General features: G+C 40.0%; 17 protein-coding genes. 5 read left to right on the top strand and 12 right to left on the bottom strand.

What is annotated here, in order from left to right:
* Positions 1-357: 357 nt before the first annotated feature.
* The 7 genes from rpmA to C3V44_RS05125 form a co-directional block, all read right to left on the bottom strand.
* Positions 358-618: a 50S ribosomal protein L27 gene (gene rpmA, locus C3V44_RS05155; protein WP_002670844.1), complete on the bottom strand. Its 261-nt coding sequence runs from the start codon at positions 616-618 to the stop codon at positions 358-360.
* A 27-nt stretch (positions 619-645) separates the two neighbouring features.
* The gene (gene rplU, locus C3V44_RS05150) at positions 646-1,272 is read right to left on the bottom strand and encodes a 50S ribosomal protein L21 (protein ID WP_002670845.1); all 627 of its coding nucleotides are present in this window, start codon (positions 1,270-1,272) and stop codon (positions 646-648) included.
* 133 nt (positions 1,273-1,405) lie between these two features.
* Positions 1,406-2,440 (bottom strand): cytochrome d ubiquinol oxidase subunit II, encoded by a 1,035-nt coding sequence (gene cydB, locus C3V44_RS05145; RefSeq protein WP_106095766.1) that lies wholly within the window; start codon positions 2,438-2,440, stop codon positions 1,406-1,408.
* Between the two features lie 12 nt (positions 2,441-2,452).
* Complete coding sequence (locus C3V44_RS05140) at positions 2,453-3,799, bottom strand: cytochrome ubiquinol oxidase subunit I (protein WP_106095765.1); 1,347 nt, start codon at positions 3,797-3,799, stop codon at positions 2,453-2,455.
* 267 nt (positions 3,800-4,066) lie between these two features.
* Complete coding sequence (locus tag C3V44_RS05135) at positions 4,067-5,554, bottom strand: LptF/LptG family permease (protein WP_106095764.1); 1,488 nt, start codon at positions 5,552-5,554, stop codon at positions 4,067-4,069.
* A complete protein-coding gene (locus C3V44_RS05130; RefSeq protein ID WP_106095763.1) occupies positions 5,555-6,202 on the bottom strand; it encodes an outer membrane lipoprotein carrier protein LolA in 648 nt (215 codons plus the stop codon). It lies immediately after the preceding gene.
* 75 nt (positions 6,203-6,277) lie between these two features.
* Positions 6,278-10,618 (bottom strand): translocation/assembly module TamB domain-containing protein, encoded by a 4,341-nt coding sequence (locus tag C3V44_RS05125; protein WP_106095762.1) that lies wholly within the window; start codon positions 10,616-10,618, stop codon positions 6,278-6,280.
* A 1,280-nt stretch (positions 10,619-11,898) separates the two neighbouring features.
* On the opposite strand from C3V44_RS05125, the gene C3V44_RS05115 reads away from it, so the two are divergent.
* Entirely contained in the window at positions 11,899-12,645 is a 747-nt protein-coding gene (locus tag C3V44_RS05115) for a murein L,D-transpeptidase catalytic domain family protein (protein WP_106095760.1), read from the top strand.
* An 88-nt stretch (positions 12,646-12,733) separates the two neighbouring features.
* Here the strand turns inward: C3V44_RS05115 and hemA are convergent, their stop codons facing one another.
* Both hemA and C3V44_RS05105 read right to left on the bottom strand, forming a co-directional pair.
* Positions 12,734-13,978 carry a glutamyl-tRNA reductase gene (gene hemA / locus C3V44_RS05110; RefSeq protein ID WP_106095759.1) on the bottom strand — a complete coding sequence of 415 codons (1,245 nt, stop codon included), beginning with the start codon at positions 13,976-13,978 and terminating at the stop codon, positions 12,734-12,736.
* Between the two features lie 158 nt (positions 13,979-14,136).
* Positions 14,137-15,057, bottom strand: a complete 921-nt coding sequence (locus C3V44_RS05105; protein ID WP_106095758.1) for a dimethylarginine dimethylaminohydrolase family protein — start codon at positions 15,055-15,057, stop codon at positions 14,137-14,139.
* 117 nt (positions 15,058-15,174) lie between these two features.
* Here C3V44_RS05105 and hemC point away from each other — a divergent pair, with 117 nt between their 5' ends.
* Positions 15,175-16,041, top strand: a complete 867-nt coding sequence (gene hemC / locus C3V44_RS05100; protein WP_106095757.1) for a hydroxymethylbilane synthase — start codon at positions 15,175-15,177, stop codon at positions 16,039-16,041.
* A 72-nt stretch (positions 16,042-16,113) separates the two neighbouring features.
* Here hemC and gyrB read toward each other — a convergent pair whose 3' ends face one another.
* Complete coding sequence (gyrB, locus tag C3V44_RS05095; RefSeq protein ID WP_106095756.1) at positions 16,114-18,090, bottom strand: DNA topoisomerase (ATP-hydrolyzing) subunit B; 1,977 nt, start codon at positions 18,088-18,090, stop codon at positions 16,114-16,116.
* 884 nt (positions 18,091-18,974) lie between these two features.
* Between gyrB and deoC the strand changes: the two genes are divergently transcribed.
* Both deoC and C3V44_RS05080 read left to right on the top strand, forming a co-directional pair.
* The gene (gene deoC / locus C3V44_RS05085) at positions 18,975-19,637 is read left to right on the top strand and encodes a deoxyribose-phosphate aldolase (protein WP_015782573.1); all 663 of its coding nucleotides are present in this window, start codon (positions 18,975-18,977) and stop codon (positions 19,635-19,637) included.
* Entirely contained in the window at positions 19,637-20,401 is a 765-nt protein-coding gene (locus C3V44_RS05080) for an exodeoxyribonuclease III (protein WP_106095754.1), read from the top strand. Before deoC ends, C3V44_RS05080 begins: the two co-directional genes overlap by 1 nt.
* Before the next feature lie 66 nt (positions 20,402-20,467).
* Here C3V44_RS05080 and C3V44_RS05075 read toward each other — a convergent pair whose 3' ends face one another.
* Together C3V44_RS05075 and C3V44_RS05070 are read right to left on the bottom strand one after the other, a co-directional pair.
* Complete coding sequence (locus tag C3V44_RS05075; RefSeq protein ID WP_106095753.1) at positions 20,468-21,742, bottom strand: HAMP domain-containing sensor histidine kinase; 1,275 nt, start codon at positions 21,740-21,742, stop codon at positions 20,468-20,470.
* 2 nt (positions 21,743-21,744) lie between these two features.
* Positions 21,745-22,416 (bottom strand): response regulator transcription factor, encoded by a 672-nt coding sequence (locus tag C3V44_RS05070; protein ID WP_009411863.1) that lies wholly within the window; start codon positions 22,414-22,416, stop codon positions 21,745-21,747.
* 1,648 nt (positions 22,417-24,064) lie between these two features.
* On the opposite strand from C3V44_RS05070, the gene C3V44_RS05055 reads away from it, so the two are divergent.
* The gene (locus tag C3V44_RS05055) at positions 24,065-25,441 is read left to right on the top strand and encodes a sigma-54 dependent transcriptional regulator (protein ID WP_002670899.1); all 1,377 of its coding nucleotides are present in this window, start codon (positions 24,065-24,067) and stop codon (positions 25,439-25,441) included.
* Positions 25,442-25,525: the final 84 nt, after the last annotated feature.

Here is a 25,525-nt window from a genome sequence, read left to right as displayed (position 1 = left end):
GGCTGGAATGCAATTTTGATGAAAAAAGGTTATTAGGAGGGTGTGCTTAGCTTATAGGAAGCTTATACGAATCTTGGACGATTGGTATAGAAAGGGTGTATAAGTAGTTGGTAATGAATAGTTAAAGATGGTGAGAAAATACTAATTTTGAGGGAAATAAAACGAAGGAAAAACAAAGTAAAGTAGCGGATAAGACAAGGTAAGAAAGATGATGCAGCTTTTTTTTGATTTTGTTTTTGACCTGCGTACTAATATAGACCCTAAATACACTATTATAGTAGAATAAGATGGTATTATTTACAAAAAAAGCCTTTGGAATTCCAAAGGCTTTTTTTGTTGTAACATTAAAAAACTTTATTATGATTCTAATGGAATAACAGAAACAAATGATTTGTTATCTCTCTTCTTTTCGAACTTAACGATACCATCGATTTTAGCGTGCAGAGTATGGTCTTTACCAATATACACATTCTCGCCAGCATTGTGTTGAGTTCCGCGTTGTCTAACAATAATGTTTCCTGCGATGGCAACTTGACCACCGAAAATTTTAACACCTAAGCGTTTAGAGTGAGATTCTCTACCGTTCTTAGAACTACCGACACCTTTTTTGTGAGCCATTTTTTCTTAGATTTTTAGGTTTAACAATTATTTTACGATACCACCGTTCAACTCGTCTTGCCATTTTTTAAGTTCGTCCCATTTGCCTTCAGCGGCTAATTGAGCTTGAGCTGCCCAAGTTTGAGGGTCTAAGTGTGCCAAGGTTGAACTTGTTTCTGATAGAATGGTTTTGATTTCTTCAACTGATTTCTTAGCTAATTTAGCAAAGGTGTCTACCCCTGCTGCTACTAAGGCTTCTGCTGCTTTAGGCCCAATACCTTCTATCTTTTTCAAATCATCAGCTTTTGCTGACTTAACAGGAGCTTTTTCTGTCTTAGGTTTTGCTTGGGTACTTTTAGCACCACTTGCAACGATGTTCTCAATTACAATTTGTGTAAGGAACTGACGATGTCCGTTCTTAACTTTGTAACCTTTACGTCTTTTCTTTTTGAACACGAGCACTTTGTCGCCTTTCAAATGTTTCAAAACCTTTGCTTCTACGGAAGCTCCATTTATAGCTGGGGCGCCTACGGTGATGGTTCCGTTGTTATCTAAAAGGAGTACGTTATTAAACGCTACTTTCTCTCCTTCTTGATTAGGCAAACGGTGAACAAACACTTTTTGGTCTTTGCTAACTTTAAATTGTTGCCCTGCTATCTCTACAATTGCATACATAGCTTTGTTATTTAATAATGGTTTAAATCGGGCGCAAAAGTACGAATTATTTTTTACCTACCAAAATAAAAGAGAGAAAAAGTTTTAAAACCTTTTCTCTCTTTCTTATTTTATAGTGCTTATAAGGCTTGTATTAATAACTGTTTTCATCAATCTCTACTTTGCCCCAGAATACTTTGTAGGCGAAATAAGTGTAGAGAAGCAATAACGGCGCCCCTATCGCGGTAATAGTGAGCATAATCTCTAATGATTTTTGAGAAGCTGCTGCGTTGTATACGGTAATACTATTGCCTGTTTCTAAAGTAGTTCTCAAGAAAGTAGGGTGCAAATTCAGTGCTGCTATCACCATAAAAAAAACGATGGTGAGAATAGTACCCACAAAAGCCTTTTTATAGTCTTTTTTCTTCATAAAGAAAGCTACGCTTAAGATACTGAGGAGCAATAACGCAGGGAATACTTTCAATGCAGTGCTATTAGCAATATTTTCAGCTAAATGAGGAGTGAGCATACTGTAAATTGCTACTGCTGTAAACACTACCAAAAAGCCGAGGTATGCATAGTTAATGCGTTTCTCTATGCGGTGGTGCATATCACCGTGAGTTTTGAGAAGCAAATACAAACCTCCGTGTACCATAAAGAGCAACAAAGTCATTACCCCTACAAGTAGTGCATAAGGAGTAAGGAAAGTAAAGAGCGCTCCTCCGGTGTACTGAAAGTTCTCGTCTAATGGAAGCCCTTGTAGTACATTGGCTATTACCACGCCTAAGAGTACAGGCAATACGATGCTACACACGCTATATACGGTATCCCAAGTGTTGCGCCAACGGTCGCTGTCCTCTTTGCCACGTACCTCAATAGCTACCGCTCTAAAAATAATAAAGGTGAGGAAAAGCATAAAAGGCGTGTTCATAGCCGAAAACAATTCGGCATACATTAATGGGAAACCAGCGAAAATACCTGCTCCCCCAATTACTAACCACGCTTCATTACCGTCCCATACTGGTCCGATAGCGTTTAGAACTACACGGCGTTCTTTTTTCTTATCGAAGAACAAATGCCACGCCCCTGCTCCGAAGTCAAAGCCGTCTAAAATAGCATAGCCTGTAATCAAAAATCCTATAATGATGAACCACCACGTAGGGTAGTCGATTCCTAAAAATGTTTCCATATCTGTATAATGTTATGCTGTTTGTAATTGTTCTTGAGTTTCGTGTTCATCTATACCGTGAACGATTTTCTTGTTCATCAAGTAGATGAATAGAGCGAAGAGGATAATATAAATAACAGTAAATAAGATAATCGCAAAGAGTATTTGGTTAGCCGATACCGATTTAGAAAGGGCTTCACTCGTGCGCAAGAGTTTGTACACTATCCAAGGCTGTCGACCCATTTCGGCTGCAAACCAACCTACTTGATTACCTATTTGTGGCAACAATACACTCCATACGAAAATGTGCAAGAGCCAACGTTTGTTGTATAATTTGCCTCTCCACAATAAGAAAGAAGCATAGAGAGTGAGTGCAATGAGAAACATACCAATGGCTACCATTATATGATAGAATTGGAATACAGCATTCACTTGTCCTGGACGGTCTTCCAATGGATATTGGTCAAGACCTGTTACGGGGGCATCAGCATCAAAATGCACCATATAGGAAAGCCCTTTAGGAATACTCAACCCGTGAGTTTTCTCATTCTTTTTGTCTACCCAACCAATAATGTAAGCATCACCAGGCCCTGTTTTGAAATGCCCTTCCATAGCAGCTAATTTCTCAGGCTGGTTTTTAGCTACACCATCAGCTGAGCTGTGTCCTGAAACCAATTGCAACAGGCACACAATGGTACCGATGATAAGAGTTACTTTAAAGGCTTTTTTAGAGATTTCTACGTGGCGACCTTTGAGTAAATACCAAGCGTGAACGCTCAATACCAAGAAGATACCAGCCAAGAACGCTCCTTGCCATACGTGCCATATACGGTCTACGCTTGAGGGGTTGAACACCATCGCCCAAAAGTCGGTGATTACGGCTTTAGCTTGCATACCTTCGCCTGCAATTACATAACCTGCGGGGGTTTGTTGCCAGCTGTTGGCTATTACTATCCAGATAGCAGAACACATAGAGCCTAAGAACACCCCAAGGGTAGCCAAGAAGTGCCATATAGGCTTTACTTTGTTCCAACCGAAAAGTACAATACCAAGGCAGGTACTCTCTAAAGCGAAAGCAAAAACACCCTCAGCCGCCAAAGCACTACCGAAGATATCACCTACATAACGCGAATAGGTAGCCCAGTTGGTACCAAATTCAAATTCCATTACAATCCCTGTAGCGACTCCTAAGCCAAAGGTAAGTGAAAAGATGCGCGTCCAGAAGCGGGCGAGCGTGTCATACTCTTTTTTACCAGTGCGTAGGTAGATACCTTTAAAGGCTACCATTAGTAATCCAAGCCCTATACTTAAAGGCGGATAGATGTAATGGAAGGCAATCGTCAGTGCGAACTGCACCCGTGCTAAAATTTCTGTCTCCATATGTCGAGTAATTTAATTAGTGAAATATGCGACAAAAGTACACTATATGAGTAATATACCAAAAGAAAAGTAGAAAACGGATATTAATTTATATTACATCTAAATAATATAGCTCTTTCTCTACTCTCATACCTAACTTATCGCTATCTTTACCTCTGATGATTGGTATTATTGTTTTTTTTCGGTATTGTGATGTTATAAAAAATCAATGGATACTCAATACTCTGAATATCCATTGATGAACTTATAATTAGATATTATCTATTTTTACTTGTTCTTTTTAATTTTCCCTTTAATTTCTTTCACTTTGTCTTCTACAAAGCGCATTAGTTTATTGGTAATAGGGAAATTGAACACTTCTTTATCAGTAGTAACCCTTGTAGTGAGGTAAATACCCAAAGGCAGAAGTATCAAAGCAGGTATCCACGGTGCTAAGGCTGGGTTGATAGTGTTGTTCTCAGCTATATTTTTCATAAACATTCCTATAAAATAATAAGCTAAGAACAGTATCATTGCTATTACCAAAGGCATACCAATCCCTCCTTTGCGAATGAATGCTCCTAAAGGTGCCGCTACGAAAAAGAGAACAAAACAAGCTACCGTGAGAGCAAACTTATCACTGAGATTTAAAATGTGTAAGTTCATTAGTTTATACCGATATTCAAGGTCGCTTTGGCGGAATTCCACATTGTCTAACTGAGCTTGGTTGGTATTGATAGCCATATCAAGTACCATTGATTTTTGTGTGTTGTTCAGTTTGTTAAAGAGCTCTCTCACCGAAGTAATCTCCTTAACAGGTTTAGGTTTCTCTTGTTTTTCCCCTTCGGCAGAAGGGGGTGGCGGAGGGGCTACTGAGAAACCTGTACGGCGAAACATATTATTGCCATAGTCAGTAATATTCTGTTTAAAATCGGTGCGGAGTGAGTCGATAGCGTAATTAAGCTGTCCTACATTCATCATACGATAGGTAGTAGCATCGGTTTTCTCGTTAAAATCTACATTGTTCAAATGCGAAAGGTCAAGATTGATGATGTATTTTTTAAAGTATACCTTGGCAAAAGGTTCTTTTTGTTGGGCTTCGTAAGAGTTGGTTTTAATATCCTCGTAATAAGTCCCGTCTTCCAAAATAAGCTGTAAGAAGTTACTATTAGTCTTAGAACTCTTCAGTTCTCCTCGCTTGGCATTGATTACAGTGCGATTTACTTTATCGGGAGTCTTTTTGTGAATGAGCACATTCTCTAAAAACTCGTCATTATCACCTCTTTTTTTCCCTACTTTTATGCTTATATCCTCCCCTATGTTAGAGAATACTCCTTCGGCTATAGCCATAGCAGGCTTCACTTTGGCAATGTTCGATCTAAGGGTATACACCTCGCGATAAGCTACTGGAATTACATTATTGGCTAAAAAGAAAGTGCCTAAACTCAGTAATGCCATCAGTATAATCAGCGGACGCATTACGCGCATTAGCGAAATACCTGAGGCTTTCATCGCAGCAAATTCATAGTTTTCGGCAAATGCCCCAAAGGTCATAATAGAGGCTATTACCACTGCCAAGGGCATAATGATAGGGATAAGTTGCGGAATAAAATAAATTAGAAACTTGAATATAATCCATAACTCCAAACCACGCCCCGCTAGCTCATCAATGTATGTAAAGATTGTGTGGAATACAAAGATAAGAACAAGTATAGAGAGTGCTCCTAAAAAGTTAGTAAGGAACTGAGTGATAATGTAGCGGTCTAATATCTTCATCTATAATTCACTGATAGTATAGCCGTCTTTTTTGTACTTCTCGCGGTCGAATTTAAAGATATTGTTCGAAATAGGCTGGTTTGTTTTAAAAGTATTCACTGTGATAGTGGTTTTAGTACCGTTCTTTCCTATTTCAATAAGGTTGTAGATGTGTTTAGTTTGTATATCTATCCCCAACAGAATTTGCTTTACATCAGTATTAGCTTTCTGCGGTTTTAGCTCTACATATTGTATTTTGCGCCCGCGCACATTTTGCTGTATATCCCATTTGTACTTATAACCTTTCTTATAGAAGGTAAGCATTCTTGAAGGAGTAATGGCATTGTCGTCATTGGTGTTTTTCTCTATGGTTACTTCTTCATTCTCAGGTACTATGGTATAGGTCTTATGACCGTCGTATATTTTAGTAGCTCCCAGATAATTTAGCACATACTTGTTTTTGGCAATGGTTACATTACCTTTAGTTTCCTGATTGATATTTTCAGCAATATTATCGAGGTTATACTTAAAATCTATATAGATATTATTGTAAGCAACCATCTTGTTGTACACTTCGTCCAATAGCTTTTTTGCCTTGTCTACTTGCTGGCTATGTGCCTGAAATACGCCTAAAAATAAAGCAAAAGCTACAATAAATATTCTTCTCATTTCTAGTGTTTTTAATGATTTTGTCTCTGTCTAATAGCAATTATTGTTCCAAAGTTTTATTGCGATATATATTTTTTACTTCTCTGTCTTGGGTTCTATCACTTTGCCTCCCTTTTTAAATATCTTTTGCATCAAGTCTTTAAAGGTATTGAAATCTACCGAATAGGTCAGTCCTACCCCTTGGGCATACCCTATACGGTCGAGCATATACTGTTGCCATTCGTTTTCTCGGTTGAATATTTTAGCTGTGAGGCTACCGTCGGTGTTTAAGCGGAATTGTACCTCTACGTTACCCGCCACTGCCGTACGGCTCACTCCTCCCACAGGGATACCCACTTTGGCATTCACACTCGCCCAATCGGTGATTTGGGTAGAGACAGTAAAGCCCAAACGGTCGCTGTTGATGTCGGACGAACCGTCGTTAATCCCCGCTTCGTACGATACTCCCAAGTTCAGCTTGTTGTCTTCGTCCGAGAGCAATTGGTTAAACAAGCCTGCTGCCGTTTCAAAGAGGTTGTAAGCTACCAAACGGTTGTCGGTATTCTTTTCGCTCATAAACGAACCCTGTGCCAAGAGCGAAAAGGCTTGCAACTGCTTGCGGTCTTGGTCTTCAAGCTTGTAGTTGAGCTCCGATACCAAACTCGGACTACTATCAGGGAAAGTAATGTCAAACAAGGTTTCGGGGCGCATCAATTCTCCCTCTAATTTAATGATTACCTGAGTGTTGATTTTCCGGTTATACTGGGTGCTTTCCAATAGCGTACTTGGGTTCGCACTCAGGTTATAAGCCGCTTTCAAGTCGCGCAAAGTAGCTCTTAGCGGGTCGCCACTCCAAGAAATAGACCCCCCTGGGAGTACCGTAAAACGCTTGTCGATGATGTTTTCGTACTTGAAATTATAAAAGCCCGAATAGGTGATAAAGTCCCCCCACATATTAAACTTGCCGTTGGTATTAATTTCAATAAGAAGCGTACCTGCTCCACGCCCCACAAGGTTACTACCCGTTTTTCTATCCATCACAATTTCCACTTCGGCAGTAGGAAGGATATCAAGCTCAAAGTTCAGTTCTAACCCCTTGATAGACTCCAATTCTCGGTTAATTTTTACTTTTTTATCGCCCTTCTCTACAAAAGTGATAAACGAGTCATCGCCCACGCTCTCACTATCGCTGAGCGGTATTTTGAAGGACGTACCCTCTTCGGTCTTCGCATTTACCTTAATCGCAATTTCGTCCAATGCTCCTTTAATGCTCGCATTCCCTTTGATAAAGGCAGTCCCGTAGAACAGCGCATCATCAGTATAAGGGGTGTTGAGCACCATAAAGCGCTTGCCAAGGGTTTGCAATCTTAGGTCTAAAAACCAATCTAATAGTTTGTTATGCCTAATCGAACCATTCAGTTTGGCTTGTGTTTTATAAGCGGTATCGGTCAGTAGCCAGTTGTCTATATCAAACGTCTTATTATTTACCTTTATCCGTGCACCTTCCTGAATATCGGTATTGAGTTTCAGGTACGTAATCCCCACACCTGCTTTGTGCAAGGTGAGTTCGCCGTCCATCAGTGGGTCGGTTACGCTACCGTCTATCTTCACTTGCCCCGACATCGTGCCTCTAAGGTTGTAGAAGATTCCCTCCAAGAACGGATTAAAAGGCGAGAGCTCAAAGTCTCTAAAATAAGCCGTAAGGTCGAGCAAAGTACCCCGCTTCTTGTCTAAGTTAATTTTCCCTCTCGTAGCAAAGCCAAGAGCCCGCCCGTTAGAGAAAAACGCCCCTACATCAAACGACGACAAATCACTGTTACCAAAGATACCCACTTCCAAATCGCCATAGTCATAGCCATTCAGTTTAAAATAGCGTATAAAAAGGTCTGCCGAAGGGTAATATAAGTTCCCGCGTTGAGTGAGCGACACGTTACCATTGAGCGTTCCCGTGAGGTTAAGCCCTTTGATTTCGGGTACTATCTTGTCCATCGCTACATTATGCGCAACTAAGTGCAGGTTCTTATAATCTTTGGTAGTGATGAGCCCACTGAGGTTCATATATTGGTTTTGGTGCGCCATCTTGAAGTTGCTCACCTTAATCGTATCGGCAGTACGGTTGAGCACAATCTTGTTGTACTCATTCATCGCATTCTCGCGGTTAATATACCACGCATTGCCTTTGAAGTTTATCAGTGATTTCTTAATCCCTATAATCGACTCTTGTTTCTTGTTCAAAGTATGGTAGAAATTCAGCTCATAAGTATCTTTACCAGTATCGCCTCCTTTGAACTCAGTACGGAAGAAAAGCGTATCTTTGATAGTGGTATTAATTAGGTTAAAATCTTGAATGGCATACACCCCAAAATCGGCTTTCTTCACTTCAAAATAAGTATTGTACAGCGGGTTTTTATTGTCTATTTCAAGACTGATACTGTCTATCTGAGTGCCATATGCATTCACGCTGGGCGACTTCATTTGGAACTTAAAACTCCCTTTATCGGCATCTATATTCCCGTTGATGAAAGTGTTTCTGCCTATCTTCACTTTGGGCACAAACACTTCTACTATCTTGTTGTAAATATCAAAATGGAAGTCTACGTACTGGTTTTTCTCTATCTTATACGGGTTGTATTGGGCATAGATACTCCCCACCGCGTTTTGCATCACCTTTTTTAGCTCAGCTAACTTGAACTTTCCTCTTACATTCCCGCTCACAATATCAGGCGAATTAATAGTGATTTCTTTCACTCCATTGTTCAAGGTTGAAACGACCTCGAAGTCTTTAAAGGTAAAACTTCCTGCTGAATTGATGTAATTGGTGTGTTTAAATGATATTTTACCCACAATATCGTCCAACTGATTGCCCGAAATGTCTATCACTACCTTACCACAGAACTGCGATACACTGTCCATTTCCATAAAGTGTAAAGCGTGCAAATCGGCAATAGCAATATCCGCTTGAAAGTCAAATTTGTTGTTTCTGCCCGATAGGTCAGCAAGTCCGTTGAAGTTCATTGTAAGGTTCGGGTCTTTTGCGTCTATTTTACCGTTAAACACCTGATTACTAAACTCCCCATTAATACCTATGCGCTGGTAGTTATAACCGTTATAGCCCACCGAATGAACCGTGCCATTGGCGTAGAGTTGCATAGTTTTAAAGTTCAATCCTTGTCCGCGCACTGTCATATCGGCAGTGAGTGCACCCATAGTCGGGTCGTCTAAAATCTTGCCCAAATGAAACTGATTCGTAGTGAGCGTACCTCTAAAAGCCGTTTTATCGGTATGGGTAAGGTCTTCCAAAGAGCCGTCGATATGTGCTTCGCCGTCATTGGTTTTCAGCAGTACATTAGCTTGTAGCGAAGTAGTTCTGTAAGCAAAATCACCTTCTACTGAAAACATTCCTAACCTTTGTAGTTCCGCTGGAATATTTTCACCCAAATCCTTAGGCATTAAGTAAGCCAAATCGTTATAAATACTCTCGGCATATACACCTTTGCCTATCACGGCTATATTAGCGTGTTTTGCTAATAGGTTTTGGAAAGTTAAATCTCCCTCTATAAGCGTGTTCTGATAAGATATTTTTCCCTGCGGAATAGTGAAGTTGTTCAGCGTTCCTTTCATCGTTACGCCCTCTAACACAATGTTTCTACCTCCGTTGAAACCATTGTAAAAAGCGTTCAAATCGGTAGTGTTTACCGTAGCTTTGGGCAGATTAACGTCAAAGACTACCTTGTTCACAAAATCGCCAAAACTGCCGTTGTGAGAGAACATCGTTATAGTACCCTGAATGTCCGTCAATGCCGTTTGCAGTCGCAAATCCTTGGCTTGCATCAAGCTATCGGTATAGCTAAACTGTGTATTTAGGTGGGTAACATTCAGTTTGTCATCAAAGCGGAAGTTCCCTTCTTGCATCTCAAAAAACACTTTGCTACCCAAGATTTTAAAGTCATTTAGCTTAGTGTTCAGATGGTCTACTTTCAAGATAGAAGGGTTAGCGTTATTCTCGTCCGAAATACGGCAATAGCTGTCTTTTAGCTTGATGCTTTTTGCCTTCATCACAAACTTGCCCGTGCTGGGTTCCCCCGAATCGAATTTGTTTACAAACACGTCCAAGTTAGACAAAGTATCACCCTTATGGGTTTTCATATTGAAAATGAGACTATCACCCTTTATGTGTCCAAAGTACAAATTACCGTCAAACAGCTGTTTAAAATCTAAAATAGAAGTCGTGAGTTTCTTTGCCGAAATAAGCGTATCTTGCCTGTGGTCGCGAATAAGCACTCGCTTAATATCCACATCCCCGTTGATTTTCAGATGTATGCGCTCTATATTCAGGTCGATATCAAAATCTTCATTCAGGTAGTTCACCACCTTTTTAGCGATGAAGGTTTGGGTGGCGGGTAAGGTCAAAAGCAGAGCCGTAACCCCAAGTAACACAAGGGTTATAAGAAAGAAACGGACAAGTATTTTTCGTAATCTTTTGATAGAATGAGTTCTTTACTGCTGACTTAGCGTGCAAAGATACGAATAAAATTGAAAAGCAAAAAAAGATATACTGAAAAAATACCCAAACACACTAAAATAGCTTCTTTCCTCCTTCATCTTACCCCCGCTTTATCTTCATCGTGCCTTCACATTATCTTCATCATATCTTCACTTTATCTTCATTGTACCTTCACTTTATCTTCATTGTGCCTCCGCTTTATCTTTATTGTACTTTTACCTTATCTTCATTGCGCCTTCGTTCATTCATCACCTGCCCGTATGACTCGCATCGTCTTACCACCACCGCAATCCCCTTTTGAAGAAAGTCCACATTTGCCATTCGTCACTCGTCATTCGTCATTTATCGCCTTTTCCCTCGCCACACTCCCCCTTTTCTGTCATACTCCCCCCCTATTACCTATGCCCTAAGACTCCACACCACCCATTTTCTCATTTTCAAATTTGCTAATTCCCTAATTATCCCTTCTCCTTTCCGTCACACTCCCCCTAGTGCCTATGGCCTAAGGCCTTTTACCTTTTTTCTTTCTTTCGCCTCGAAACCCCGTTTTTAACATTTTTAGCGTTGTTGTATTATATTATGAATCAACTTTTTATACACCCTTTCTATACCAATCGTCCAAGATTCGTATAAGCTTCCTATAAGCTCTCTATAAGCTACCCCCACCCTCCTAATAGCCTTTTTTCACCAAAAATCCTTCCAACTCACTTTTTATATTTTTCGTTTTCCTCCGATAACCCAGACCAGTCCAATTTGTCCGACAAGTCAGACCCGTCAAAAAACCTTTTTTATCACTACCCTTTTGCTAATTTCCAAATTCTCTCATTTTCTAATTTTCTATGCCCGTCGTGCTACGACCTTTGCCAAAGTTAAATAAACTGACAATCCCTCCGCTAGTGCGTTTCTTGTAGCCTCCACCTCATTTTCTCATTTACTAATTCTCTCATTTCCTCATTTCCTCATTTTCTAATTTTTGGCATTATCAACATCAAATTGGTACAATTATTGCGTTATGGTGTGGCTGAAAAATACTGCTATCAACCATCACAAGGGCTATTACGCTACTTCTTATGGGTATTGTGGAAATTATTCAAACGTGTTAAATAAATGTTAAAATGTCACCTTTCTGATACAACGTAAAAAAAATATACTACCTTTGCACCCGCAATGAATTCTTATTTAACAATTAAAAAATGTTTCGAACAACAACACTATGAACAAAAAGTATTTTTTCTTATTCCTTATTTTTGTATTAAGCAGTTTTTTGTATTTCGTACACGCCCAAAATTCCCATCTTAGCAAAGAAAAACTATTAGCCTTAAAAAAAGTCGAACTTAACATTAAAGATTTGTATAACGAGCTAAACGCCGCCCAATACGACCTTAGCTTCGAAGCTTTTCGCTACGCTTATATAGGCTATCAATCTCTCAGAAAGCAACACCGCTTAAACGAAAAAGACCTCTTCTCTATTATTGATTTTACAAAAGATAGTAGCTCTAAGCGCTTTTATACCATCGACTTAGAGAAGATGAAGATAGTGTATTACACCTATGTAGCACACGGTAGAAATAGTGGAGAAATAAAGTCCTCCTCTTTTTCAGATGCGATGGAATCTAACAAAAGCAGTATAGGCTTTTACATTACAGGTACCACTTACATCGGTAGCAAAGGATTTAGCCTAATGTTGTACGGCGATGAGAAAGGCTATAATAGTAACTTAGCTAAACGTGCAGTAGTTATCCACACTGCCAATTACGCCAATGAAAATTACATAGCTCGTACGGGGCGTATGGGCAGAAGTTTAGGTTGCCCTGTATTGCCCGAAAATATATATAAACAAGTCATTGAAACTATCAAAGAAAAAACAATGATTTTTGCTTATTACAACGATGCAAAATACCTCAGCTCCTCTAAATACTTAAATGTTTTAAAACTTATTGACGACGAATCCGTCTTCTAAATAAATTTTGATTATCCTTATCTGAATACTTAAAAAATAAAAAAGACTGCTATGTAGCAGTCTTTTTTATTTTTCTTATATAGATGTCTTATACTTCTAACTGAAACACCTCTTGTACCCAACTGATACTTTCATCTATTGACGAGGTATCTTTCAAGTGGTTTACAAATTGTGTGGTTATCTTCTGAATGATGCGGTTACTTATCATTTCAGCTTGTTGCTCGTTAAAGTTTTCAATTTTCTTTCGCTGGAAGTCCATTTCAGCTTCTTTAAGGCTTTCAAGCTTCGCTTTTAACGCTTTGATAGTAGGCGCAAACTTGCGGTTGTCTAACCATTGGAAAAACTCTTCTTTTACCTCTTCTACAATCTCCAAAGCCTCTGGAATCGCTTCTTTTCTACGCTCTAAGGCTTCGTCTTTGCGCTTAGAAAGCTCGTCCATATGCAAAAGGGTTACATTGGGGAGTGTTGCCACTTGTTCCTCCACGTTCTTAGGAATAGAAAGGTCTAAAATGAGTATCGGTCGAGCCGGATTGATAAAATCTTTATACACCGTAGGAGTAGCAGCCCCTGTGGCGACTATGAGTACATCTGCTTTGCTAATTTCATTTCGTAACTCGTTAAAATCTTTAACTATTACATTAAACTTACCCGCTATTTGTTCTGCTTTTTCGCGTGTGCGATTGATAAGAGTAATATGTTCATTTTGAGTGTGCTTGATGAGGTTTTCGCACGTATTGCGACCTATCTTGCCTACACCAAAGAGAAGAATATTCTTTTGCGACACCTCAGGTATATTCTGCATAATATACTGCACCGCCGTAAACGATACTGAGGCTGCTCCTGAAGAAAGCGCCGTCTCGTTCTTGATACGCTTGCTGGCGTTAATAACAGAATTCATCAATCGCTCCAAAAAAGCATTGGCGAGACCTTTGTCGCGTGAGAGGGTAAAGGCTTGTTTTATCTGCCCTATAATCTCAAAGTCCCCAAGAATCTGGCTATCTAAACCTGTACCTACTTCAAAAAGATGATGCACAGCCTCTTTGTTCTTTGTTACGTAACCCACTTTCTGAAAATCATCTACCGACCCATTAGAATTTTCACAGAGCAGTTGTATCAGCTGAAAAGGGTGTTCGGCATAACCATAGAGCTCCGTACGATTACAAGTAGAAATCACCAATAGCTCCTCAAAGCCTTCACTTTTAGCTTGGGAGAGCAATTGGTTTTTGTTTTCAGGGGTAAGACTAAACATTCCACGCATCGTTGCATCAGCTTTCTGGTAGCTGAGCCCAATGCAGTAAAAGGTTTTATTCTTAGATATAGTAGGTTGTGACATAGTTTTTTAGTAATTGATACTATCAGTAGTTGTGTTTCGCAAGCGCAAAAATAATAAGTTCGCCGTAAATCACATAAGATACGACGAACTTTTATTCTAAAAAAATAAAATATGTAAACAATCTAAATAATTAGTCTTTTTATCATTTTGTCTATTTGTTAATTGGCACAGCGACTGAGAGGCAAAGTAGAGCACCTTAGCAATCCCTCTTGTTTGGCAATCTCGGCATACGGAATTTCCTCTACGGTAAAACCTTGCGAGAGCAACCAGTTATTCAAGCGTGTAAAATTCTTTTCAGAAACCACCACCTCTGAGCTGATAGAAAAGATGTTGCTAAACATATGGTACATTTCCTCTCGCTCTATATGAAAGAGATTCTCTTTGCCAAAGAGGTCTACCAAATACTGATAATCAGCTTCACAACGGAAACCGCCTTTGTAGATAATTCCTTTGTCTTTACCAATCGGTTGGAAGCAACAGTCGAGGTGGAGGGCATTATCGCGCGCCTCAGTTTGTGATTTCACCAAATCAAACTCCTTTACCTTTTTCTGAGGAAAGAGCTTTTGGATAAAAGCCACCCCTGCTACATTAGTACGAGCTGTAATTTGCTGTTTATAATCTTCCCCTTTATAAGTCCCGATGAAAATATGGTCGTTCCAGGGCATTACATCGCCCCCTTCAATATGTACCTCAGCAGGAGGGGTTATCACTTTTTTAGGGTCTATTTGGTTTACGATGTACTCAATAGCCTGAAATTCTTCTTGTCTATCGGGTAGTATATTAGCTTTGATAAAAGTATCTTCAATCACAAAACCGATATCGCGAGTGAATATCTGGTTGCAGTCAGTAATGATTTCAGGACGATAAACGGTTACGCCGTATTTTTGGAGTACTGCACAAAAAGCGTCCATTTCAGCAACCATATCTTTTTCTATGGGATAAGTACCCGCTTTGATATGCTCCGCCGATTTAGGGTCATAGGCTTCTTCGAGCTTTGGCGTAGGACCATTGCTAGTAGCTGTGCCTAAAATCACAGTTTCTAATTGATCAGTTTCGTTTGTAATATGTAATTTTAGCATATTGATATTGTCTTGTTTTGGGCAAAGATACAAATAATTTGGTAATTAGCAAATTTATCAGTTCTCAATTGCTAATTGATAATTATTTTGTACTTTTGTCGCTCTAAATTCAATACAATGAACACCATACGCATAGGTACACGCGATAGTGAGTTGGCTCTCTGGCAAGCTAAAACGGTACAAAACCAATTAAAAACTTTAGGCTATCCCACTAAGATAGTAAGCACTAAATCTCACGGAGATATAGAGCTAAGCAAACCGCTCTACGAAATGGGAGTTACCGGTATCTTTACCAAAGCGCTGGATATTGCCTTGCTCAATGGCGAAATAGATATTGCCGTACATAGTATGAAGGACGTACCCACGGCTTTGCCTGAAGGAATCGTCGTAGGAGCAGTGCTCAAGCGCGGAAATCCTCACGATGTATTAGTATACAAGGGTGACCTTTCGTTTTTGGAGGCAGAAATAGCAACTATAGCCACCAGCAGTTTGCGACGCAAGGCACAATGGTTACACCGCTATCCGCATCATAAGATAGAGAATTTAAGGGGGAATGTAAATACCCGCTTGCAAAAACTCACCGATAACCCTTGGAATGGGGCTATCTTTGCTGCTGCGGGCTTGGAGCGCATTAATAAATTACCTGAAAAACACTTGGTGCTGGATTGGATGCTACCTGCACCTGCGCAAGGAGCTATCGTAGTGGTGGTGCGCGAGGATAACGTAGCCTTGCAGAAAAAACTACTTCCTCTCCACGACGATTATACTTATATAGCTACTCAATTAGAACGCGATTTTCTTCGCGCTTTAGAAGGTGGCTGTACCGCACCTATTGGAGCTTTTGCTGAGTTTAAAGATGAAAAACTCTACTTCAAAGGAGGTTTGTGGAGCGAAGATGGCAAAGAGTCTTCGGTAATAGACGAAGTACTCACTCAAATAGATGAATATACGGGAGAAAAACTTGCTACAATGGTAAGAAGTTAACGATTAATGGTTAAAAAAAGCGCAACACTTGGTTACAAGTGTTGCGCTTTTTTATTGCTTGTTATACTATAACTACGCATCGATTTTAGCGTACTTAGCGTTTTTCTCGATGAACTCACGACGTGGTGGTACTTCATCACCCATCAGCATAGAGAATACGCGGTCGGCTTCAGTAGCGTTGTCGATGGTTACTTGGCGAAGGGTGCGGTGTTCGGGATTCATAGTGGTATCCCACAACTGGTGATCGTTCATTTCACCCAAACCTTTATAACGCTGGATATTCACATTGCCCATTTCAGCAGAAAGCGCATCGCGTTGTTTGTCGTTCCAAGCGTACTCTTCGCGTTTGCTATTTTTGCTTTTTACTAAATAGAGCGGTGGTGTGGCAATATACACGTGTCCGTTCTCTATAAGTTCTCGCATATAGCGGAAGAAGAACGTAAGGATAAGAGTAGTGATGTGCGAACCATCTACATCGGCATCACACATAATAATTACTTTGTGGTAACGGAGCTTGCTCAAATTAAGTGCTTTGGCATCTTCCTCAGTACCCACAGTTACACCCAAAGCGGTATAGATATTCTTAATTTCATCGCTATCGAACACCTTGTGTTGCATTGCTTTTTCGACGTTGAGGATTTTACCTCTGAGGGGTAGTATCGCTTGGATATCTTTGTTACGTCCTTGTTTAGCTGTACCGCCCGCTGAGTCTCCTTCGACAAGGAAAAGTTCGCATTTTTCTGGATCTTCTTCAGAACAGTCAGCGAGTTTACCAGGAAGACCTCCACCACTCATTACGCTCTTACGTTGTACCATCTCACGAGCTTTGCGCGCTGCTTGACGTGCTTGAGCAGCCAAAATCACTTTCTCGACAATGGTTTTGGCATCGTTAGGATTTTCTTCGAGATAATCTTCGAGCATTTGTCCTACGGCTTGAGATACGGCTGAGGTTACTTCGCGGTTACCGAGTTTGGTTTTTGTCTGTCCTTCGAATTGAGGTTCGGCTACTTTTACCGAAATGACAGCGGTAAGCCCTTCACGGAAGTCATCACCTTCAATCTCCACAGGGTTTTTTTTATCTTTACTCATCTTCTCGAGCAAGCCTGATTTATCGGCATAGGCTTTGAGGGTACGAGTGAGCCCCATACGGAAACCTTGTAGGTGAGTACCTCCTTCGGAAGTATTGATATTATTGACGTAAGAGTGTAGGTTCTCGTTATATGAATCGTTGTAAATCATAGCGACCTCCACAGGGATACCGTTCTTTTCTCCGTCCATAGCTATCACGTTTCCGATGATAGGCATACGGTTGCCATCGAGGAATTTAACGAACTCTTTTAGTCCGTTTTGTGAATAGAATTTTTCGGTGATAAAGTTACCTTTTTCGTCTTTGTTGCGAAGGTCGGTAAGGGTGATAGTAATTCCTTTATTTAAATAAGCGAGCTCGCGAATACGGGCTGCGAGGGTATCGTATTTATACTCAATAGTTTGTTCAAAAATTACTTCATCGGGGTGGAAAGTAACCTTAGTACCGCGTTTATCGGTGTCGCCCACTTGTTTTACAGGGTACATCGCTACCCCGCGTTGGTACTCTTGTTGCCATATTTTGCCGTCGCGGTATACGGTAGCAGTAAGATGGTCGGAAAGGGCATTTACGCAGGAAACTCCTACCCCGTGCAAACCACCCGATACCTTATAAGAACCCTTGTCGAACTTACCTCCGGCACCGATTTTAGTCATTACCACTTGAAGGGCAGAAACGCCTTCTTTCTTGTGGACATCTACTGGAATACCGCGACCGTTGTCTTCCACGGTGATAGAATTATCCTCATTAATGGTTACCGAAATAGTATCGCAATAGCCTGCGAGCGCTTCGTCGATAGAGTTATCGAGCACCTCGTATACAAGGTGGTGTAACCCGCGCGTACCCACATCGCCGATATACATTGAGGGGCGCATACGCACGTGTTCCATTCCTTCAAGGGATTGGATATTGTCTGCTGAATATTCAGCTAAATTTTGTTGTTCGTTATATAATTCTTCTGCCATAATTTTAATATCGAATCAAGGGTGCAAAGGTATGAATTAATTTATTAATGAGCAAATTTTATAATAGATAAATAAAATTAGAAAATGAGAAAATGAGAGAATGAGGTGGAGGCTACAAGAAACGCACTAGCGGAGGGATTGTCAGTTTATTTAACTTTGGCAAAGGTCGTAGCACGACGGGCATAGAAAATTAGAAAATGAGAGAATTTGGAAATTAGCAAATGGGTAGTGATAAAAAAGGTTTTTTGACGGGTCTGACTTGTCGGACAAATTGGACTAGTCTGAGTTATCGGAGGAAAACGAAAAATATAAAAAGTGAGTTAGGAGGATTTTTAGTGAAAAAAGGGTGTAAGAAGGGTGGGGTTAGCTTATAGAGAGCTTATAGGAAGCTTATACGAATCTTGGACGATTGGTATAGAAAGGGTGTATAAAAGTTGATTCATAATGTAATACAACAAGGCTAAAAATGTTAAAAACGGGGTTTCGAGGCGAAAGAAAGAGGAAGAGGTGATAGGCCTTAGGCCATAGGCACTAGAAGGGAGTGTGACGGAAAAGGGAAGAAATGACAAATGATGAATGACGAGAGATGTGACGCAAAAGCAATCACGATATTGTTAATCAGAGATAATCACTCTTTTTAATTCTTAGATTCGCTTTACTATCTTTGTTGTTAGAAAAAAAATATCTACCTTTGCCAAAAATATTTAAAGCTACTCAGGCGGAAATTGTAAGATTTCAAACAGAAATAAGTGCGTTAGACTTCCCCTTACTTACAACTATTAAGAAGAAAGTTGTAATAACACGAGTGTAAGAACAAATAAGAATTGACAATAAGGAAAGAATCGGTTGGATTCTTTTTAGTTTTAACTTTTAACTAAAACAATATGGAATTAAACAAACTAATTGACCACACGCTTCTAAAAGCAACGGCTACCATTGCGGATATTGAGACCCTTTGCAAAGAAGCAGTGGAGTACGATTTTTATTCGGTATGTGTGAATAGCTGTTATGTAACAACAGCTAAGAAATTTTTAGCAGGCACTGATATCAAGGTGTGTAGCGTGGTAGGCTTTCCCTTAGGAGCAATGTCGGCTAAAGCAAAATACTTTGAGACGGGTGAAGCTCTCTCCGATGGTGCCGACGAGATTGATATGGTGCTAAACGTAGGCTTGTTAAAATCTGGTGAAGTGAACAAAGCGTTAGACGAAATTATATCGCTGAAACGCTGTGTAGGTGAGAATAGAGTGCTAAAAGTAATCCTCGAAACCTGCTACCTCACTGACGAAGAAAAACGCTTGGCTTGCCGTATGGCTCTTGATGCTAAAGCGGACTTTGTAAAGACCTCTACAGGATTTGGCTCAGGAGGGGCTACCCTTGCAGATGTGAAACTAATGAAAGAATGTGTGCAAGACAAGGCAAAAATAAAAGCCTCAGGAGGTATACGCGACTACGAAACAGCTATGCAGTACGTAAACTTAGGGGTTCAACGCATTGGCACATCGAACGGTATTGCTATCTTAAAAGGAGAAAAAGGAACGGGCTACTAATGAAAATTATCAGTTATAACGTAAATGGCATTAGGGCAGCGCTTACGAAAGGCTTTGCCTACTGGCTGAAAAGTGCTAACCCCGATGTGTTGTGCTTGCAAGAGATTAAAGCTACAGAAGACCAAATCCCTACGGAAGTTTTTTCGGAATTGGGCTATAAATATCAGTATTACCACAGTGCAGAGAAGAAAGGTTATAGTGGCGTAGCGATACTCTCTAAAATAGAACCTAAGCACGTGGAAGTAGGTACGGGTATCGACTATATGGACAAGGAAGGACGGGTGCTTCGCGCCGATTTTGAGACGCTCTCAGTAATGAGTCTGTACTTGCCCTCAGGTACAAACCCTGACCGCCTTGACTTCAAACTGACTTTTATGGCTGACTTTCAAAAGTACATAGACAAACTGAAACAGAAGGTGCCTAACCTCGTTATTTGTGGTGACTATAACATCTGTCACGAGGCGATAGACATTCACGACCCCATACGAAATGCCAATGTATCGGGCTTTCTTCCGATAGAGCGCGAATGGTTGGATAAGTTTATGAAGAGTGGTTTTATTGATAGTTTTCGCTATTTCCACAAAGAAGCACATCAGTACTCGTGGTGGAGCTATCGCGCGAATGCTCGCAACAACAATAAGGGTTGGCGTATCGATTATCACTTGGTATCTGCTCCCTTAGAAAACCGTATGGAGCGCGCGCTTATTCTCCCCGAGGCTAAACACAGCGACCACTGTCCTATCTTATTAATGATTAATGATTAGTGGTTAATGATTAAAGGCTGTCCGAAAAGTTTATGCTGTTATAGTTTTTCGGACAGCCTTTGTTTCTTATTTCTTCTTTAAAGTAAAACAGTGCATTTCCTCTTCAAAACTATACTTCACCTGCAATTGATAACTATCAGCGATAGACTTTACAATAGCTAAGCCTAAGCCGGTGGAAGTAGCTTCCTGTTGCCCTTTGTGGAAGCGTTGGAAAATCTTGCTAGGGTGTAAGCGTATTCCGTCTTTGGCAGTATTCTTCACTTGAAAACAGTTTTCTTCTAAACGGACTTGTATCTCCCTTCCCTTTTCGGTGTATTTAATGGCATTACGCAATAAGTTCGACACGAGTACCGTTGCCAAATCCTTATTCATTTCCACTTGAAAATCACTATCTTCTTTCACCGTAATTTCCAATTCTTTAAAGGCTATTAAATCACTGAGATCTTCTATAATAGTTGCTGTGAGTGCTTGAAACGATATGCTCTCGGCTTGCTTGTATTGGTGATTTTCTATGCGGGTGAGCATCAGTAGCGACTTGTTTAAGTGAGTCATTCGCATTAGTGACTGCTTGACTTCGCTGAGCTGAACTAATTGCTTTTCGGTCAGTGAAGGGTCATCGGTTAATAGTTCTAATTTGTTGAGGGTAATAGCTAAGGGTGTTTGCAATTTGTGTGAAGCGTTCTCAATAAACACTTTCTGTTCTTCAAATACCACTTCGTTTCGTTGCCACATTTGCTGGATATTGTCGTGCAACACGTTGAACTCAATTACATCAGTAACGATGGGCTGTAGTTTGGTTTTATTCCCTACTTCATATTGGCGAATAGCTGTGAGTATCCCCTTGAAAGGTTTCCATATTTTGTTGATAACTAACAGATTGACAAGATACATTGAGAGTACCAACACCACATACAATACCCCTAACGCAATGGCTAAATTGAACAACAAATCGTCTTTTTCTACCGTAGAGGTGCGTATTTCAAGCGTATAAGGGTTCATATCGCGGTCGTAGAAGCTCGTTTTGAGTACCCTGTATGGCTCGTCTTCATCATCAAAAGGCATATAGAAAAAGGCATTACTAAGAATATTGTGGTCGGAGAAATCTTCTTGCGAAGGGTACACTCTAAAGTCCTCGATACCAAATTCATTTATCTTTAACAGTTCGGGGTGGCGAAGGATATTTTGAATAATAAGCGTCTTCTTGTCTTTCAGTCCGTCATCGATATTGTCGTACACCTCATCTAAAATATAAGCGTAGAACACCGCCGCCCACACCGCCAAGATGAGCAAAAAGGTGAGTGTGAGGTAGCGCAAGGTGTAGTTTTTCAGTGATATTTTCATAGTTATACCAATTTATAACCAATGCCATAAACCGCTTGCAGGTCTATTTCGGCTTCGGCAGTTTTGAGTTTTTTGCGGAGATTCTTTATTTGCGAATAGATAAAATCGAGGCTATCGACTTGGTCGATATAGTCTCCCCAGACAGCTTCGGCAAGGGTGGTTTTCTCTACCAATCGTTCAGGACGAATGATAAAGTAATACAACAGGTCGTATTCCTTTCGGTTGAGAGTAAGCGTTGTATCGCCTACCTTCACGGTACGGGTTTCGGGGAAGAGCTGTACGTTTTTGAGGGTAATCACTTCCTCACCTTGCTGGTTTTTGCGCCGTATAATTGATTTGACGCGAGCCAAGAGTTCAGCGAGGTGAAAAGGTTTTGCAAGATAATCGTCAGCACCCTTTTCGAGTCCGAGCACCTTGTCCTCTACTGAGTCTTTCGCCGAGATGATAAGCACCGAATGGTTCTTTTTCATCGCCCTAAGCTCGTCGAGCAATTGCATACCGCTACCGTTGGGCAACATAATATCCAAGAGAATGCAATCGTAGTCGTAGTCGGCAAGTTTAGCTAGCCCCGAAGGGTAGTCTTTCGCTGTTTCCACCAAAAAGTGTTCTTGTTCGAGGAACTGTCGCAGGGTGAGGCGCAGTTCTTTTTCGTCTTCTATAATCAGGATTTTCATACGGGGGCAAAGATAATAAATAATTGCGAATGAAGAAATGATTAGGAAATGAGGAAATGAGGAAATGAGGAAATGAGGAAATTAGCAAATTAGAGAATGGGGTAAATACCAAAAATGCCAAAAATACTGATAATACCACCAAGGGGAATGGACGGGTCGGACAGGTTAGAGGAGGGATTGGAGAATTCGGAAGGAAACGGAGATTTTCAGAAGAAGGTTAAGGGCGTTTTTGGTGAAAAAAGGGTGTAAGGAGGGTGGGGTTAGCTTATAGAGAGCTTATAGGAAGCTTATACGAATCTTGGACGATTGGTATAGGAAGGGTATATAAATAATTGATTCATAATATAATACAACAATGCAAAAAATGGTAAAAACGGGGTTTCGAGGCGAAAGAAAGAGGAATTAATGACGAGGGACGAATGACGAATGACGAAGGTAATGTGATGAAAATATCTCCCTTCTCACATACCCAGCTGTCGCTGGCTATCTTCAAAAGGGGGAACTGTGGCGAGTCATTTATTGGGTAAGCCCCCGAACCTCCGAAGGGGGACTAGCTGGAAAAGGAGACAAACCTCATCTTTTACACATACTCCGCTATCGCGGTGCACAGGCCCAGCTATTGCTAGCTACCTCGAAAAGGGAGAGTGTGGCGACGGGAAAGCGAAGAAATAACGAATAGCGAGGGACGAATGGTGAAGGTAATGTGAGGGTGTAGCACGGCGGGTAGAGACGAGCTGTACGGGCAATTGGTAGAGAATTGGTAGAAGGGTAGTGGGGAAAATAGTTCTTTTGTACACTCAGACTTGTGGGATAAGTAGCACTTGTGAGATGAATCTGATGGTTGAATTGAGGTTAAGATAAAAATAAGATGAAGAGAAGGGGAGGAGATAGTATTGTATAGGAGGGGTTGGACTGAGGAACGATAGTGTGTAAAAGGTTACATATTTACACATTTTGTGTATAACTACACACTTTGTACACAGGTTACGCACGGGATACTAACAAGTTATCAATAGGTTGTTAATAACTTATTATGTTGATAATAAGTGATTTAATGTAGTTATGAACAGATTTGCGGTATTTTGGCACGGAATTTTCTATATAGTAGGCGTAAGTTGATAGAACTTATTGTGCATAGTAATAAAATAAATGATTTGTCACAAACAGAAAATGGTTAAAAATTAAATTACTGAAAAAATTGCTAAAAGAAACATTGTTAGATAAGAATCATTAAACAAAACTGTTGTTAAAAATTAAATTTCATTTCATTGTGTTGTTGGGAAACAACTTTTATATTAAGAACATTGCTAAAATTTTAATTGTTTAAACACAATCATTTATTAAACTATTTTAAGACATTCCTTTAAGTTTAGCCAAGCTAGCTTAAAGTACTAACAAATATTGGGAGTTAGTAGTAGTATTTATATTATATGCATTGAAGAAAGACTTTCTTGAAAAAAGAAAGTCTTTTTTTATTAATATAGTATGTTTATTAGAAAAGTTTTGTATATTTGCAAAATTTTTGTCCTGTTTTAAAGAGCGCTTTTTAAACGCACAAAGCTGATGTTCATATTTTTATCATATGATGATAAGTGATAGAACGGCTAAAAACAGTATATTTTTTAATTTAAAAAGACATATATAAAGTATGAAGAATCCAATTCTTTTAGTAGAAGATGATGTAGTTTTTTCCAAAATGTTAGGTAAATTTTTGGAGCGCAATGGATATGAAGTAGTAAGATGTTATAATTTAGAAGAAGCGGAGAAAAGCCTAAATGCATCGCTAAGTTTAGTATTCACTGATTTACGTTTGCCCGATGGTGACGGTATCAATTTCTTGAAAAAGGTGAAAGAAGTATATCCAGATTTGCCTGTAGTGGTAATGACCAGCTATGCGGAAGTATCGACTGCGGTAGAGGCAATGAAATTGGGTGCTTTTGATTATATATCGAAACCGTTCCAACAAGAGGACGTACTGAATGTTATTAAGAATGCGCAAAGCAGTACGCGTACGGCTTCGTTACCTAAGAAGGAAAATGTGAAGGCGGACAACAGCCCAGGCAAAGCTGCTCAGCCTGTTGTTACTAACGAAAATTCATATATAGAAGGTGTAAGTGCCGCTTCTAAAAAGCTGAATAAGTTTATCAGTTTGGTAGCCCCTACGGATATGTCGGTACTCATTACTGGTGAAAGTGGTACGGGTAAAGAGGTGATAGCCAAATCTATTCACTTGAAAAGTGAGCGTCGTAACAAGCCTTTTATTGCGGTGGACTGCGGTGCTATTCCTAAAGAAATTGCATCGAGTGAGTTCTTCGGTCACGTAAAGGGTTCGTTTACGGGAGCAATTACCGATAAAAAAGGACACTTTGAAGAGGCAAATGGTGGTACTATTTTCCTTGATGAGGTAGGAAACCTAAGCTATGACAACCAAATACAGTTGCTACGTGCCCTACAAGAGCGCCGTATTAAACCTATTGGTAGTTCTAAGGAAATAGAAGTTGATATTCGTGTATTGGCAGCTACCAACGAAGATTTATTGGCAGCAGTAGGAAAAGGAGAGTTTCGCGAAGACCTTTATCACCGATTGAATGAGTTTTCGATAAAAGTACCTTCGCTAAGTGAGCGCAAAGACGACTTGATGATATTTGCTTCATACTTCTTGGAAAAAGCAAATGAAAAGCTACATAAGAACGTACAAGGGTTTACTGAAAAGGCGGTACAAAAGATGCTTTTATACACTTGGGGAGGTAACTTGCGCGAACTATCGAACACGGTGAAACGCGCTGCCCTACTCACACAAGGTGATTATATTACCGAAAATGAGTTGCCAGAGCCTGTAATTACCGAAACACGCCATTTCCCTACCGAGCGTTTTTCTTTTTCAACCAAAGAAAACGAGCGTGAACTCATTATTAGTGCGCTACACGAGACCCATAATAATAAAACAGAAGCAGCTAAGCTGTTAGGCTTTACACGTAAAACACTTTACAACAAACTTAAAGCCTATAACATAGACGAATTTTAATAGGTAAAAGGTAAGAGGTAACAAGGTAAAAGGCAAGTAAAACGCCTCTTATCTGTTATTTCTTACCTTTTACTTTTTATCTTA

Source organism: Capnocytophaga sp. oral taxon 864, from assembly GCF_002998835.1.
GTDB lineage: Bacteria > Bacteroidota > Bacteroidia > Flavobacteriales > Flavobacteriaceae > Capnocytophaga > Capnocytophaga ochracea.
This window is presented reverse-complemented; position numbering and strand designations above follow the sequence as displayed.

What these genes read in the sequence shown, in the direction of transcription:
- rpmA (WP_002670844.1), bottom strand. Translation starts at nt 618, where the DNA reads ATGGCTCACAAAAAAGGTGTCGGTAGTTCTAAGAACGGTAGAGAATCT.
- rplU (WP_002670845.1), bottom strand. Translation starts at nt 1,272, where the DNA reads ATGTATGCAATTGTAGAGATAGCAGGGCAACAATTTAAAGTTAGCAAA.
- cydB (WP_106095766.1), bottom strand. Translation starts at nt 2,440, where the DNA reads ATGGAAACATTTTTAGGAATCGACTACCCTACGTGGTGGTTCATCATT.
- C3V44_RS05140 (WP_106095765.1), bottom strand. Translation starts at nt 3,799, where the DNA reads ATGGAGACAGAAATTTTAGCACGGGTGCAGTTCGCACTGACGATTGCC.
- C3V44_RS05135 (WP_106095764.1), bottom strand. Translation starts at nt 5,554, where the DNA reads ATGAAGATATTAGACCGCTACATTATCACTCAGTTCCTTACTAACTTT.
- C3V44_RS05130 (WP_106095763.1), bottom strand. Translation starts at nt 6,202, where the DNA reads ATGAGAAGAATATTTATTGTAGCTTTTGCTTTATTTTTAGGCGTATTT.
- C3V44_RS05115 (WP_106095760.1), top strand. Translation starts at nt 11,899, where the DNA reads ATGAACAAAAAGTATTTTTTCTTATTCCTTATTTTTGTATTAAGCAGT.
- hemA (WP_106095759.1), bottom strand. Translation starts at nt 13,978, where the DNA reads ATGTCACAACCTACTATATCTAAGAATAAAACCTTTTACTGCATTGGG.
- C3V44_RS05105 (WP_106095758.1), bottom strand. Translation starts at nt 15,057, where the DNA reads ATGCTAAAATTACATATTACAAACGAAACTGATCAATTAGAAACTGTG.
- hemC (WP_106095757.1), top strand. Translation starts at nt 15,175, where the DNA reads ATGAACACCATACGCATAGGTACACGCGATAGTGAGTTGGCTCTCTGG.
- gyrB (WP_106095756.1), bottom strand. Translation starts at nt 18,090, where the DNA reads ATGGCAGAAGAATTATATAACGAACAACAAAATTTAGCTGAATATTCA.
- deoC (WP_015782573.1), top strand. Translation starts at nt 18,975, where the DNA reads ATGGAATTAAACAAACTAATTGACCACACGCTTCTAAAAGCAACGGCT.
- C3V44_RS05080 (WP_106095754.1), top strand. Translation starts at nt 19,637, where the DNA reads ATGAAAATTATCAGTTATAACGTAAATGGCATTAGGGCAGCGCTTACG.
- C3V44_RS05075 (WP_106095753.1), bottom strand. Translation starts at nt 21,742, where the DNA reads ATGAAAATATCACTGAAAAACTACACCTTGCGCTACCTCACACTCACC.
- C3V44_RS05070 (WP_009411863.1), bottom strand. Translation starts at nt 22,416, where the DNA reads ATGAAAATCCTGATTATAGAAGACGAAAAAGAACTGCGCCTCACCCTG.
- C3V44_RS05055 (WP_002670899.1), top strand. Translation starts at nt 24,065, where the DNA reads ATGAAGAATCCAATTCTTTTAGTAGAAGATGATGTAGTTTTTTCCAAA.